Raw genomic sequence first — 13199 nt, forward strand, 5'->3', positions numbered from 1 at the left:
TCGGGCACGATCCTGTTTACAGGTCGTGCCCTTTGTCTTTCTGCGGTTCCTGCTTTTCTACAATCCCTGCTTTTCCTGAATAACCAAGTGGCCATGAACGATATCTCCGCTCCTGAGCAATACGACCTGCAAACCGCCGCGCTGAAAGTGCCGCCGCATTCCATCGAGGCCGAACAGGCTGTACTCGGTGGTCTGATGCTGGACAACAACGCCTGGGAGCGCGTGCTCGATCAGGTCTCGGACGGCGATTTCTATCGTCATGACCACCGCCTGATCTTCCGCGCAATCGCCAAGCTGGCCGATCAGAACTCGCCGATCGACGTCGTGACCCTTGCCGAGCAACTGGACAAGGAGGGTCAGACCTCGCAGGTCGGTGGCCTCGGTTACCTTGCCGAACTGGCAAAAAACACGCCGTCTGTCGCCAACATCAAGGCTTATGCGCAGATCGTTCGCGCACGGGCGACCTTGCGGCAGTTGATCGGCATTGCCACCGAGATTGCCGACAGCGCCTTCAACCCGGAAGGGCGCACCGCTGAAGAAATTCTCGACGAAGCCGAGCGGCAGATCTTCCAGATTGCCGAGGCCCGTCCGAAAACCGGCGGCCCGGTGAGCGTCAACGACCTGTTGACCAAGGCCATCGACCGCATCGATACCTTGTTCAACACCGATAACGCCATTACCGGCCTGTCTACCGGGTACACCGACCTCGACGAGAAAACCAGCGGCCTGCAACCGTCCGACTTGATCATCGTCGCCGGCCGTCCATCGATGGGTAAAACCACCTTTGCGATGAACCTGGTGGAAAACGCCGTATTGCGCAGCGACAAGTGCGTACTGGTTTACTCGCTCGAGATGCCAGGCGAATCGCTGATCATGCGTATGTTGTCGTCCCTTGGCCGGATCGACCAGACCAAGGTCCGTGCCGGTCGCCTGGACGACGACGATTGGCCGCGCCTGACCTCGGCGGTCAACCTGCTCAACGATCGCAAGCTGTTCATCGACGATACGGCGGGTATCAGCCCGTCGGAAATGCGTGCGCGAACCCGGCGCCTGGTGCGTGAGCACGGCGACATCGCCCTGATCATGATCGACTACCTGCAACTGATGCAGATCCCCGGCTCGGGCGGCGACAACCGGACCAACGAGATTTCCGAAATCTCCCGGTCCTTGAAAGCCCTGGCCAAGGAATTCAACTGCCCGGTAGTGGCGTTGTCGCAGCTCAACCGCTCCCTGGAGCAACGACCGAACAAACGCCCGATCAACTCCGACTTGCGGGAATCCGGAGCGATCGAGCAGGACGCCGACGTCATCATGTTCGTGTACCGGGACGAGGTGTATCACCCGGAAACCGAACACAAAGGCATCGCCGAGATCATCATCGGCAAGCAGCGGAACGGCCCGATCGGTACGTCACGCCTGGCGTTTATCGGCAAGTACACGCGCTTCGAAAACCTCGCGCCGGGCAGCTATAACTTCGACGATGAGTAACCCGAAAATCTGTGGCTAGGGGGTTTTTGTGGCGAGGGAGCTTGCTCCCGCTTGAGTGCGCAGCGCTCACAAGATTTTGGGGCCGCTTCGCAGCCCAGCGGGAGCAAGCTCCCTCGCCACAGGGTCTATGCAAGACCTTTGGGCCTGTACGCGAACCAGCCACCGACATTTCCGACCATTGCGGTCGGAATTGGTTATTTTTTGTGCTATATTCCGCGCCCGCGAAATTCAATGAAAGCCAACACCGGTTATCGACATGCAAGCAGCCAAGCCGTTATTTGACTATCCGAAATACTGGGCCGAATGTTTCGGGCCAGCGCCATTCCTGCCGATGAGCAGGGAGGAGATGGATCAGCTCGGCTGGGACTCCTGCGACATCATCATTGTCACCGGTGATGCGTACGTCGACCACCCGTCGTTCGGCATGGCAATCATCGGCCGGCTGCTGGAGTCCCAGGGCTTTCGCGTCGGGATCATTGCCCAGCCAAACTGGCAGTCCAAAGACGACTTCATGAAGCTCGGCGAGCCGAACCTGTTCTTCGGCGTCGCGGCCGGCAACATGGATTCGATGATCAACCGTTACACCGCCGACAAGAAAATCCGTTCCGATGACGCCTACACCCCCGGTGGCATGGCAGGCAAACGTCCGGATCGCGCAAGCCTGGTTTACAGCCAGCGCTGCAAGGAAGCCTACAAGAACGTGCCGATTGTGCTGGGTGGCATCGAAGCTTCCCTGCGCCGCATTGCGCACTACGATTACTGGCAGGACCGGGTGCGTAACTCGATCCTGATCGACGCCTGCGCCGACATTCTGCTGTACGGCAACGCCGAGCGTGCGATTGTCGAGGTCGCCCAGCGCCTGTCCTACGGTCACAAGATCGAAGACATCACCGACGTGCGCGGCACCGCGTTCATTCGTCGTGACACGCCCAAAGACTGGTACGAAGTCGACTCCACGCGCATCGACCGTCCGGGCAAGGTCGACAAGATCATCAACCCGTACGTCAACACCCAAGACACCCAGGCCTGTGCCATCGAACAGGAGAAGGGACCGGTTGAGGATCCGCAGGAAGCCAAGGTCGTGCAGATCCTGGCCAGCCCACGGATGACCCGCGACAAGACCGTGATTCGCCTGCCGTCGGTAGAAAAAGTCCGTGGCGATGCGGTGCTTTACGCTCACGCCAACCGTGTGCTTCACCTGGAAACCAACCCGGGCAACGCCCGTGCGCTGGTTCAGAAGCACGGCGAGGTCGACGTCTGGTTCAACCCGCCGCCGATTCCGATGACCACCGAAGAAATGGACTACGTGTTCGGCATGCCGTACGCCCGTGTTCCGCACCCTGCGTATGGCAAGGAGAAGATCCCGGCCTACGACATGATCCGCTTCTCGGTGAACATCATGCGCGGCTGCTTCGGCGGCTGTACCTTCTGCTCGATCACCGAGCACGAAGGCCGGATCATCCAGAACCGTTCCGAAGAGTCGATCATTCGCGAAATCGAAGAGATCCGCGACAAAGTCCCGGGTTTCACCGGCGTGATCTCCGACCTCGGCGGCCCGACCGCGAACATGTACCGCATCGCCTGCAAGACGCCGGAAATCGAATCCGCGTGCCGCAAGCCTTCCTGCGTGTTCCCCGGCATCTGCCCGAACCTGAACACCGACCACTCGTCGCTGATTCAGTTGTATCGCAGTGCTCGCGCCCTGCCGGGTGTGAAGAAAATCCTGATCGCTTCCGGCCTGCGTTACGACCTCGCGGTCGAGTCGCCGGAGTACGTCAAAGAGCTGGTGACTCACCACGTCGGTGGTTACCTGAAGATCGCCCCGGAACACACCGAGGAAGGTCCGCTCAACCAGATGATGAAGCCGGGCATTGGCAGCTATGACAAGTTCAAGCGCATGTTCGAGAAGTACACCAAGGAAGCCGGGAAAGAGCAGTACTTGATTCCGTACTTCATCGCCGCTCACCCGGGCACCACCGACGAAGACATGATGAACCTGGCCCTGTGGCTCAAGGGCAACGGTTTCCGTGCGGACCAGGTGCAGGCGTTCTATCCGTCGCCGATGGCCACCGCCACCGCGATGTACCACTCGGGCAAGAACCCGCTGCGTAAGGTGACTTACAAGAGCGACGCGGTGACCATCGTCAAGAGCGAAGAGCAGCGTCGTCTGCACAAGGCGTTCTTGCGTTACCACGACCCGAAAGGCTGGCCGATGCTGCGTGAAGCGCTGATCCGCATGGGCCGTGCCGAGCTGATCGGGCCGGGCAAGGACCAGTTGATTCCGCTGCACCAACCGTCTACCGACAGCTACCAGAGCGCCCGTCGCAAGAACTCGACGCCCGCCGGTAGCCATAAAGTGGCCGGGAAGGAAAAGACCACCAAGATCCTCACCCAGCACACCGGCCTGCCGCCGCGTGCCAGTGACGGTGGCAACCCGTGGGACAAGCGTGAACAGGCCAAGGCTGCGGCGTTCGCCCGTAACCAGCAGGCCGCCAAGGAGCGCAAGGACGCTGCCAAAGGCAAAGGGCCGAAGCCGGCGCGTAAACCGGTCGTGCCGCGTTAAGCGCTGTTTGAGCTGAACAGAACGCCAACCCTCGGGTTGGCGTTTTTGCGTTCTGCGCAGTGATGAATACCTGTGGCGAGGGAGCTTGCTCCCGCTGGGGCGCGAAGCGGCCCTGAAATCAGGCGATGAATTTCGCCAGTAGGAATGTGCACGCCGGGTTTACGACTGCTATGCAGCCGAGCGGGAGCAAGCTCCCTCGCCACAGAGGTGGCCCCCGATCGACTTACCGCCACATTTCTGTGCAACCCTCTTCGCCGAAAATCCTGCGTTGCGCGGTTTTGGTGCTGTACTGCGCTAAGCAATTGAAGAAAACGCCGCAGATGCCGGATGGCATAAGTCTTGCGCGCGTTCATTCACGCTTGAGGCTCGCAGGAGGCACGCCGTGTCGATTCATGTCGCATTGCACCATGTCACGCATTACCTCTACGACCGTGCGGTCGAACTCGGCCCGCAGATCGTTCGCCTGCGCCCGGCGGCCCATAGCCGCACGCGGATCTTGTCTTATGCGCTGAAGGTCACGCCTGAGCAGCATTTCATCAATTGGCAGCAAGACCCTCAGGGCAACTACCTGGCGCGGCTGGTGTTCCCGGAAAAAGCCGATGAGCTGCGGATCGAAGTCGACCTGCTGGCCGAGATGGCCGTGTTCAATCCGTTCGACTTTTTCCTTGAGCCCTACGCGGAAAAAATCCCCTTCGCCTATGCCCCGGACGAACAGCGTGAACTGGCGCCGTACCTCGAAATCCTGCCACTGACACCAACCTTCAAGGCCTATCTGGACAGCATTGACCGTACGCCGCTGCCCGCCGTGGATTTTCTGGTGGCACTGAACCAGCGCCTGAGCGAAGACATTGCGTACCTGATCCGCATGGAGCCGGGCGTTCAAACCCCGGAATACACCCTGCAACAGGCCTCGGGTTCCTGCCGCGACTCGGCCTGGTTGCTGGTGCAATTGCTGCGCAACCTCGGGCTGGCAGCGCGGTTTGTCTCGGGTTACCTGATTCAGCTCACCGCCGACGTCAAAAGCCTCGACGGTCCCTCAGGCACCGAGGTAGATTTCACCGACCTGCACGCCTGGTGCGAAGTCTACTTGCCGGGCGCGGGCTGGATCGGCCTGGATGCTACGTCTGGGCTGTTTGCCGGTGAAGGGCATATTCCGTTGGCCTGTAGTCCCGATCCGTCCTCTGCGGCGCCGATCAGTGGCTTGGTTGAACCGTGCGAGTGCGAGTTCACCCATGAAATGTCGGTCGAGCGGATTTGGGAAGCCCCGCGGGTGACCAAGCCATACACCGAAGAACAATGGCTGGCGATCCAGGCACTGGGCCGGCAGATCGATGCCGACCTGCTGGAAGGCGATGTCCGGCTGACCATGGGCGGCGAGCCGACCTTCGTGTCTATCGACGACCCGGACGGCGCCGAGTGGAACACCGCAGCCCTTGGGCCGGACAAACGTCGGCTGTCGGCCGAACTGTTCCAGCGCATGCGCAACCATTACGCGCCTAAAGGCCTGGTGCATTTTGGTCAGGGCAAGTGGTACCCCGGCGAGCAACTGCCGCGCTGGTCGCTCAACTGTTACTGGCGCCGCGACGGGGTGCCGATCTGGCACAACAGCGCGCTGATAGCCGACGAGCAGGAAGATTACGGCGCCGACGGTGCACTGGCCGGGCGTTTTCTGGCGAGTGTCGCCGAGCGCTTGAAGCTGCCCACGCGTTTTGTGTTTCCAGCCTACGAAGACAACTTCTATTACCTATGGCGAGAGGGCGCGTTGCCGGTCAACGTCAGCGCCGAAGACTCACGGCTGGGCGATGAACTGGAGCGTGCGCGGCTGCGTAAAGTCTTCAGCCAGGGGCTGGATAAGGTGATCGGCCAGGTCCTGCCGCTGGCACGCACCGCCAAGGGTGATCAATGGCAGAGCGGTCGCTGGTATTTGCGTGACAGCCATTGCCGCTTGGTGCCGGGGGACTCGCCACTGGGCTATCGCTTGCCACTGGCCTCGCAGCCCTGGGTGACGGCGGCGGAATATCCGTTTGTGCATCCCGCCGACCCGAATCAGGATTTCCCGGCGCTGCCGGACGCGGCTCGCTTGCAGGCCCATGGTGAGCCGGCCAGCGCCGAGGAGCGTGTGCCGACAGCCGAGGAGTCCGCCGACTGGCTGACCCGCACCGCGTTGTGCGCCGAGGCGCGGGAAGGGCGGTTGTACCTGTTCATGCCGCCACTGGAACGGGTCGAGGATTATCTGGAACTGGTCATCGCCATCGAGGCCACCGCCCAAGAGCTGCGCTGCCCGGTGTTGCTGGAAGGCTACGAGCCGCCGAGCGACCCGCGCCTGAGCAACTTGCGCATTACCCCGGACCCCGGCGTGATCGAGGTCAACGTCCAGCCCTCGGCCAGTTGGGACGAGTTGGTGGAGCGCACCGAATTTCTCTACGAAGAAGCACGCCAGACGCGGCTGACCACCGAGAAATTCATGATCGACGGCCGACATACGGGCACCGGCGGCGGTAACCATTTCGTACTGGGTGGCGCGACACCGGCCGACTCACCGTTTCTGCGCCGTCCCGACCTGCTGCGCAGCCTGATCAGCTATTGGCATAACCACCCGTCGTTGTCCTACCTTTTTTCCGGACTGTTCATCGGCCCGACGTCCCAGGCGCCAAGGGTCGACGAGGCGCGCAACGATGCGCTCTATGAGCTGGAAATTGCCTTCGCGCAAATGCCTGAGCCGGGTGAAGAGTGCGCGCCGTGGCTGGTCGATCGGTTGCTGCGCAACCTGCTGATCGACGTCACCGGCAACACCCACCGCGCCGAGTTCTGCATCGACAAACTCTATTCGCCGGACGGTGCCACCGGGCGCCTTGGTTTGTTGGAACTGCGCGCCTTCGAAATGCCGCCCCACGCGCGCATGAGCCTGACGCAGCAGTTGCTGCTGCGGGCGTTGGTGGCGAGGTTCTGGCGCGAGCCGTATGCCCCGCCCAAACTCGCCCGTTGGGGCACTGAGTTGCATGACCGCTTCCTGCTGCCGCACTTTATCGAACAGGACTTTGCCGACGTGATCGTCGAGCTCAATAACGCCGGTTATGCGGTACGCGCCGAATGGTTTGCGGCTCATCTGGAGTTCCGTTTTCCCAAGGTTGGCGATTACGCGGTCAGCGGCATCGAGCTGCAATTGCGTCAGGCCCTGGAGCCTTGGCATGTGCTGGGCGAAGAAGGCACGGCGGGCGGCACGGTGCGTTACGTCGATTCATCGCTTGAGCGCTTTCAGGTCAAACTCACCGGGCTGCCACCGCAGCGGTATCTGCTGACCTGCAACGGCATCCCGGTGCCGCTGCAACCGACCGGGCGGGTGGGGGAATTCGTGGCCGGCGTGCGCTTTCGTGCCTGGCAACCGGCCAACTGCCTGCAACCGACCATCGCGGTGCATGCGCCGCTGGTGTTCGATGTGCTCGACACCTGGATGCAGCGCTCGCTGGGCGGTTGCCAGTACCACGTCGCCCATCCGGGCGGGCGCAATTATGACAGCCTGCCAGTGAACGCCAACGAGGCCGAGAGCCGACGCATGGCGCGGTTTTTCCGTCTCGGTCACAGCCCGGGAACCGTGGTAGTGCCGACGCTGATCATCAACGACGAACTGCCGATGACCTTGGATTTGCGCCGGTTTGCGATAAAAATGAGTGAACACGGTACTGCAACAACGGATATCCAATGTGGGAACGGGCTTGCTCGCGATGGCGTTACAACAGTCAATATTGATGCTGACTGAGCCACCGCTATCGCGAGCAAGCTCGCTCCCACAAGGATCTCCACGGTTGTTCACTTTGGGCAAGCCCCACACACTAGATGTGCAGCGTTTGTGAGTTAACCTGCCTTTTAATTAGCTTCTGCCGAGCGTTCCATGCCTGATCTGCTTGATCGTTACCCGCTCACGGCGGGCACTTATCATGAACTGCTCGATGACAGTGGCGCGGTGCGCCCGCACTGGCAGCGGTTGTTCGATCACTTGCAGCGCAGCACGCCTGCGCAACGGGTGCAGCGGCAAGCCTTGCTGGCCCGGCAGATCCAGGAAAACGGTGTGACCTACAACGTCTACGCCGACCCCAAAGGCGCCGACCGGTCGTGGGAGCTGGACCTGTTGCCCCATGTGATCGCGGCGCACGAGTGGCAGCAGTTGTCGGCCGGGATTGCGCAACGGGCGCGTTTGCTCAACGCGGTACTCGCGGACCTGTACGGCCCGCAGCGGCTGATCGCTGAAGGATTGTTGCCGGCCGAACTGGTGTTCGGGCACAACAACTTTTTATGGCCGTGCCAGGGTATTCAACCACCGGACGGCGCGTTCCTGCATCTGTACGCGGTGGACCTGGCGCGTACCCCCGACGGGCGCTGGTGGGTTACCGCCGACCGGACCCAGGCGCCATCCGGTGCGGGTTATGCGCTGGAAAACCGCACCATCGTGTCGCGGGCCTTTCCCGAGTTGTATCGCGACCTGAAGGTGCAACACCTGGCGGGTTTTTTCCGCACCTTGCAGGAAACCCTCGCCCGCCAGGCGTCGACCGATGACGAAGCACCGCTGGTGGTGGTGCTGACACCGGGGCGGTTCAACGAGAGCTATTTCGAACACCTGTACCTGGCGCGCCAACTCGGTTATCCGCTGGTCGAGGGCGGTGACCTGACTGTGCGCAATGCCACGGTCTACCTCAAGACCCTGAGCGGTCTGCGCCGGGTCCACGCGATCATGCGTCGACTCGACGACGATTTCTGCGACCCGCTGGAGTTGCGCACCGACTCGGCGCTGGGGGTGCCGGGCTTGCTGGAAGCGGTGCGCCAGGGGCGGGTGCTGGTGGCCAATGCCTTGGGCAGCGGTGTGCTGGAGTCGCCGGGACTGTTGGGGTTTCTGCCGCGGATCAATCAGTTTCTGTTCGGTGAAGAACTGATCCTGCCGTCGATTGCCACCTGGTGGTGTGGGGAAGCGCCGGTGCTGACGCAGGCGCTGGAAAAACTGCCCGAGTTGCTGATCAAACCAGCATTTGCATCGCAAAGTTTTGCCCCGGTGTTGGGCCGCGATCTGAGTGAGGTGCAGCGTCAAAGGTTGGCGGAACGCATACAGGCTCGGCCTTACGCCTACGTCGCGCAGGAATTGGCGCAGTTGTCCCTGGCACCGGTCTGGCAGGCCGAAGGCGGCCAGTTGCAGCCACGGGCCATTGGCATGCGCGTCTACGCCGTGGCCAGCCGGGACGGTTATCGGGTGCTGCCCGGCGGCTTGACCCGGGTGGCGGCCGAGGTCGACGCCGAAGTGGTGTCGATGCAACGCGGCGGTGCGAGCAAGGACACCTGGGTACTGGGCGACCGCGCGCCCAGTGGCGAGCAATGGAAAAGCCAACGCACCCTCGGGGTCCACGATCTGGTGCGCCGTGATCCGTACCTGCCGTCGCGGGTGGTGGAGAACCTGTTCTGGTTCGGCCGTTATTGCGAACGGTGCGACGACAGTGCGCGGCTGCTGAGGATCATGCTTGCGCGTTACGTTGACGGGGACGATCCACACGCCTTGCAGGCGGCGGTCGAGCTTGGTGAAAGCCTGATGCTGCTGCCTGACGAAGGCGAGTTGCCCGAGCGATTGCTGGCGGCGTTGCTCGGCGATGAGGGGTCGTTCAGCCTGCGTTCCAACCTGCAACGCTTGCAGTGGGCGGCGTCTCAGGTGCGCGGCAAGCTCTCGCGGGAGAACTGGCAGGCGCTGGTGGAGTTGCAGCGCGAAGCCATGGCGCTGGACACCGAGGCGCCGGATTTCGGCGAGTTGCTGGATTTTCTCAACCGTCTGGTGATGTCGCTGGCGGCGCTGTCCGGGTTCGCGCTGGATGACATGACCCGCGACGAAGGCTGGCGCTTCTTGATGATGGGGCGGCGGATCGAGCGTTTGCAGTTTCTGAGCAGCAGCCTGGCGGCGTTTTTGCGCGGTGCCGGGGCGTTTGATCAGGCGACGCTGGAGTGGCTGCTGGAACTGGGTAACAGCAGCATCACCTACCGCTCGCGGTATCTGGCGATGGCGCAGTTGATTCCGGTGCTCGACCTGCTCCTGCTTGATGAGCAGAACCCCCACGCGGTGTTGTTCCAGTTGAAACTGGTGACCCGCACCCTCAAGCGTTTGAACGACGATTTCGGTGCACCCCGGGACACTGTCCTGCCGCACTTGGTGGAACGTCTGGCGCATGTAGACCTGCGATGCCTGGAGAATTCGCTGTTCGGCGAAACCAGCATCAGTGCGGCGCTGGCGGGCCTGGCGGATCTGTTGCAGGACATCGCAGATGCCAGCGGCCAAGTCTCGGATCGGCTGGCGTTGCGGCATTTCGCCCATGTCGATGATGTCAGCCAGCGCACGGTGTCGGTCTGATGAGCGCCCGTTACCAGATTCTCCACGACACCCATTATCACTACGACAGCCCGGTGTCCCTGGCTCAGCAGTTGGCCCATTTGTGGCCCAGGGCCTGCGACTGGCAGCGATGCACCGAGCAACAGTTACAGATCAGCCCGGTGCCGACCTCGCGTCGCGATGAGCTGGACGTGTTCGGTAACCCGCTGACCCGGCTGGCGTTCGAGCGACCTCACGATGAATTGCTGGTCAATGCACGATTGACGGTCGAGGTGCTGGCCCGGCCGCGGCTCGATTTCAGTCGGTCGCCGGCCTGGGATGTGTCCGGTCGTGCGTTGAGCTACAGCGGCCAAGCCATGCCCCCGGCATTTCTAGAGGCTTGCCGCTATCGATTCGAATCACCTTACGTGCACTTGAAGCGCGGCTTCGTCGAGTTCTCTGAACGCTGTTTTGCGCCGGGGCGGCCGTTGATGCTCGGGGTTCAGGCGCTGATGGAGAAGATTTTCAGCGAGTTCACCTTCGATGCCGAAGCCACGCAGGTCGCGACGCCGCTGGTGGAAGTGCTCGAGCGTCGGCGTGGCGTGTGTCAGGACTTTGCGCACCTGATGCTGGCGTGCGTGCGTTCCCGAGGATTGGCGGCGCGGTATGTCAGCGGTTACCTGCTGACTCAGCCACCACCGGGGCAGCCACGGCTGATTGGCGCGGATGCGTCCCATGCCTGGGTGTCGGTGTTTTGCCCGGTGCTTGGGTGGGTCGACTTTGATCCGACCAACAACGTACAACCGGCGCTGGAGCACATCACGCTGGCCTGGGGCCGGGACTTTTCCGATGTCTCGCCGTTGCGCGGGGTGATCCTGGGCGGTGGTAGCCATGACCCGGAAGTGCGGGTGACAGTCATGCCTCTGGAGTAATGGAGATCTACTGTGGGAGCGAGCTTACTCGCGATGACGGAGGCACATTCAGCACCGAAGTGACTGAGAAATCGCTATCGCGAGCAAGCTCGCTCCCACAGGGATTGTGGGATATTGCAGACTGGCCTGTGAGGGTCGGCAGCATGGCTGCCGACCCTGGACACAGATCCGGTGGGTTTGATCAGATCATCAAACCCTGAGGGTCTCAGGCGTCGGGCGCCTGATCTTTCGGTGCATCAACATCATTTTCTGCAACCACTTCACCTTCGGCATCCGGGTTCAGTGCGCCGGCTTCTTCATCGGCAGCGGCTTTCTTGCGTTGCAACTTTTCCTCTTTCTTCTGCTCCTTGGCCAAGTCTCTCTGACGTTTGGCGAAGGAATAATTAGGTTTAGCCATGGGCGATCCTCTGGGGTCGAAGGTGAGGTTGAGCGGCGCGTATTCTGCCTTTAATCGGGGTGCAAGGGTTAGCTGGGTTTTTGCCCGGCCCATTTTGGTGCTACCACCGGTTGCCAGGCGTCAAGCGTGTCCAGCAGATCCTGCGGCGATTCGCTCATTTGCAGCATGTCACGGTGATGCCCGCGAACGAAGCCTTCGCCGACGACATGATCAAGAAATGCAGTGAGTTTGCTGTAAAAGCCGTTTACTTCCAGCAGCCCCAGCGGTTTGCCGTGGTAGCCGAGTTGGCCCCAGGTCCAGACTTCGAAGAGTTCTTCGAACGTGCCCAGGCCACCAGGCAGTGCGATAAAGGCATCGCTGAGTTCAGCCATGCGGGCCTTGCGCGCGTGCATGCCGTCGACCACTTCCAGCCGGGTCAGGCCGGTGTGGCCGATTTCCGAGTCTTTGAGGCTCTGGGGAATGATCCCGATCACCTCACCACCGGCCGCCAGCGCGGCATCGGCCACAATGCCCATCAGGCCTACGGCACCGCCGCCGTAGACGAGGGTCAGTTTGCGCCGGGCCAGTTCCTGTCCCAGGGCTATCGCCGCCTCACGATACGCCGGGTTGGCGCCCGTGCTGGCCCCGCAAAATACACAAACAGACGTTAAAGACATGCCTTGCTCCATGGTCAGTGACCGCTTCAGAGTAAAGGCTGTGCGTCGGCGCTCCAAGGCTTAACGTTCGCACCGTGGTTTTTCATACGTGCCGCTGGCGCCACAGGCATAGGCGGCGAGCACACTGCACAACAGGCTGTTGAAGGACATGACGAACGCTCCAGGACGGGGATGACGCTGCCGATCATAGGTCTGCATCCGGTGCCTGGCCGTTTAATTGTTTCGATCAGTGTCATAGCCTGAAAGTTGTATACACCTTCTTGATACAAGTCATAGGAACTCTTCTCATTTTCAGGCAGTCTTGACGCGATATGGATTTTGTTAACCCTGCCTTGGAGATTCACCATGTTTGCCAAACTTGTTGCGGTATCCCTGCTGACACTGGCCAGCAGCCAATTGATGGCTGCCGAGTGCTCGGTCGATGTCGACTCCACCGATCAGATGTCCTTTAACACCAAGGAAATCACCATCGACAAGAGCTGCAAGACCTTCACCGTGAATCTCGCGCACTCCGGCAGCTTGCCGAAGAACGTCATGGGCCATAACTGGGTCCTGAGCAAGGCTGCCGACGCGCCGGGGATTGCGACTGACGGCCTGGCCGCCGGCATCGACAAGAACTACCTGAAAGACGGCGACACCCGCGTCATTGCCCACACCAAAATCATCGGTGCCGGCGAGAAAGATTCGGTGAGCTTCGACGTGTCGAAACTCACCGCAGGCGAAACTTACCAGTTCTTCTGCTCGTTCCCGGGCCACATCTCGATGATGAAGGGCGCTGTCACTCTGAAGTGATCCGACTGGTTCAGCGGTTACAAAAAAACGCCCCGCC

Annotated in this window: 7 protein-coding genes and 1 pseudogene; 6 read left to right on the plus strand and 2 right to left on the minus strand. The window is 61.3% G+C overall.

Annotated elements, in window-relative coordinates; all coding sequences use genetic code 11:
• Positions 1–93: 93 nt before the first annotated feature.
• From dnaB to AABM54_RS03015, 5 genes and pseudogenes are all read left to right on the plus strand, one after another.
• Positions 94–1488, plus strand: coding sequence for a replicative DNA helicase (gene dnaB / locus AABM54_RS02995; RefSeq protein WP_347903642.1), 1395 nt, complete (start codon positions 94–96; stop codon positions 1486–1488).
• A gap of 256 nt (positions 1489–1744) precedes the next feature.
• Entirely contained in the window at positions 1745–4051 is a 2307-nt protein-coding gene (locus AABM54_RS03000; RefSeq protein WP_347903643.1) for a YgiQ family radical SAM protein, read from the plus strand.
• 382 nt (positions 4052–4433) lie between these two features.
• Positions 4434–7706, plus strand: a pseudogene (locus tag AABM54_RS03005) (DUF2126 domain-containing protein); the annotation flags it as partial.
• Positions 7707–7940: 234 nt separating this feature from the next.
• The gene (locus AABM54_RS03010) at positions 7941–10427 is read left to right on the plus strand and encodes a circularly permuted type 2 ATP-grasp protein (protein WP_347903644.1); all 2487 of its coding nucleotides are present in this window, start codon (positions 7941–7943) and stop codon (positions 10425–10427) included.
• On the plus strand, positions 10427–11317 hold the full coding sequence (locus AABM54_RS03015; protein WP_347903645.1) for a transglutaminase family protein: 891 nt from the start codon (positions 10427–10429) through the stop codon (positions 11315–11317). Before AABM54_RS03010 ends, AABM54_RS03015 begins: the two co-directional genes overlap by 1 nt.
• Positions 11318–11522: 205 nt before the next feature.
• Here AABM54_RS03015 and AABM54_RS03020 read toward each other — a convergent pair whose 3' ends face one another.
• Positions 11523–11714 carry a hypothetical protein gene (locus tag AABM54_RS03020; RefSeq protein WP_347903646.1) on the minus strand — a complete coding sequence of 64 codons (192 nt, stop codon included), beginning with the start codon at positions 11712–11714 and terminating at the stop codon, positions 11523–11525.
• Positions 11715–11782: 68 nt separating this feature from the next.
• Positions 11783–12370 carry a TIGR00730 family Rossman fold protein gene (locus AABM54_RS03025; protein ID WP_347903648.1) on the minus strand — a complete coding sequence of 196 codons (588 nt, stop codon included), beginning with the start codon at positions 12368–12370 and terminating at the stop codon, positions 11783–11785.
• Positions 12371–12715: 345 nt separating this feature from the next.
• Between AABM54_RS03025 and azu the strand changes: the two genes are divergently transcribed.
• Entirely contained in the window at positions 12716–13162 is a 447-nt protein-coding gene (gene azu / locus AABM54_RS03030) for an azurin (protein WP_347903649.1), read from the plus strand.
• Positions 13163–13199 lie beyond the last annotated feature (37 nt).

The organism is Pseudomonas purpurea (assembly GCF_039908635.1).
Lineage (GTDB): Bacteria > Pseudomonadota > Gammaproteobacteria > Pseudomonadales > Pseudomonadaceae > Aquipseudomonas > Aquipseudomonas purpurea.